Below are 1828 nucleotides of genomic sequence, written 5' to 3' on the forward strand. Positions count from 1 at the left end.
TCGCCGCCTGGCCGTTCGCGCTGCGCGCGCCGGCAGCGCCCGGCTGCGTCGCATAGACGCCGCCGGCCGGGTACGCCTGCGCAACGGGTGCGTCGGGCCGCTTGTAATGCGGCGCCATCGTGCAGCCCGTGGCAAAGAGCGCGACCGCGATTGCAGTCAAAGCGTGTTTTTGCATCATCACTGTCCCTTGTTGCTTTCGTCGCCGTTGCCCGGCTTCTCTTCGTGGTGCGAGTGCTCCTGAGCCAGGCGCAGCGCCTCGTCGACGTCTTCCTTCTCGCCGCTGAAGATCGCGCGGATCTTCACGAAGAACATCGGGATCATGAAGATCGCGAGGAACGTCGCCGTGATCATCCCGCCGATCACGCCCGTACCGATCGCGTGCTGGCTGGCCGAACCCGCGCCGTTGCTGATCGCGAGCGGCATCACGCCGAGAATGAACGCGAGCGACGTCATCAGGATAGGACGCAGCCGCAGGCGCGCCGCTTCCAGCGCGGCCTCGATCGGCCCCATCTTCTCCGTCTGCTGCAACTCTCGCGCGAATTCCACGATCAGGATCGCGTTCTTCGCCGACAAGCCCACGGTCGTCAGCAGGCCGACCTGGAAGAACACGTCGTTCTCGAGGCCGCGCATCGTGGCCGCGAGCAGCGCACCGATCACGCCGAGCGGCACGACCATGATCACCGAGAACGGGATCGACCAGCTTTCATACAGTGCCGCCAGACACAGGAACACGACGAGGATCGAGATCGCGTACAGGATCGGCGCCTGCGAGCCGGACTGGATTTCCTGGAACGACAGGCCCGTCCACGAATAGCCGATACCGACCGGCAGCTTCTTCGCGAGCGTTTCCATCGCGGCCATCGCCTGGCCGGTCGACTTGCCCGGTGCGGCCTGACCCTGGATTTCCATCGCCGACACGCCGTTGTAGCGCTCGAGCTTCGGCGAACCGTACGTCCAGTGACCGGTCGCGAACGAACTGAACGGCACCATCCCGCCCGACCCGTTGCGCACGTACCAGATGTTCATGTCCTCCGGCGTCATCCGGAACGGCGCGTCTGCCTGCACGTAGACCTTCTTGATCCGGCCGTCGGTGTCGAGGAAGTTGTTCACGTACTTCGACGCCCACGCGATCGAGAACGTCTGGTCGATCGCATCCGCCGTCACGCCCAGCGCATTCGCCTTTTCGCGGTCGATGTTGACCTTGTACTGCGGCGTATCGTTCAGGCCGTTCGGACGGACACCTTGCAGCGTCGGATCCTTCGACGCCATCCCGAGCAGCTGGTTACGCGCGGCCATCAGCGCATCGTGGCCGAGACCGGCGTTGTCCGTCAGCTCGAAGTCGAAGCCGGCAGCCGTACCGAGTTCAGGAATCGACGGCGGGTTGAACGGGATCACGATCGCGTCCTTGTAGCCGCCGTAGCGCCCGAACATCCGGCCGATCAGCGCCTGCACCTTCTGGTTCGCATGCTGACGCTGCGAGTAATCCTTCAGGCGCACGAACACGAGACCGGAGTTCTGGCCGCGGCCCGCGAAGCTGAAGCCGTTGACCGTGAACGCCGATTCGACGATTTCCTTCTCGTCCTTCAGCAGGTAGTCGGAAATGTTCGCGAGCGTCTTCGCGGTCGTTTCCTGCGTCGAGCCCGACGGCGTCTGCACGATCACGAACATCAGGCCCTGGTCTTCATCGGGCAGGAACGACTTCGGCAGGCGCACGAACAGCAGCCCGACCGCGACGATCACGACCAGATAGATGATGAGCCAGCGGCCCGAGCGCTTGATCACGTGGTGCACGCCGACGTGGTACTTGTCGCGGCTGTTGTTGAACGTG

1 protein-coding gene and 1 pseudogene are annotated in these 1828 nt (G+C 64.2%); both read right to left on the minus strand.

The window, feature by feature from the left end:
• Positions 1-178: pseudogene (locus tag U5798_RS36750) on the minus strand (multidrug transporter); the annotation flags it as partial.
• Positions 178-1828: efflux RND transporter permease subunit (locus tag U5798_RS36755; RefSeq protein ID WP_322084863.1), on the minus strand; the 1651-nt coding region annotated here is incomplete at its 5' end. The pseudogene U5798_RS36750 and the gene U5798_RS36755, both read right to left, overlap by 1 nt.

It is taken from the genome of Burkholderia sp. BCC1972 (assembly GCF_905339605.1).
GTDB lineage: Bacteria > Pseudomonadota > Gammaproteobacteria > Burkholderiales > Burkholderiaceae > Burkholderia.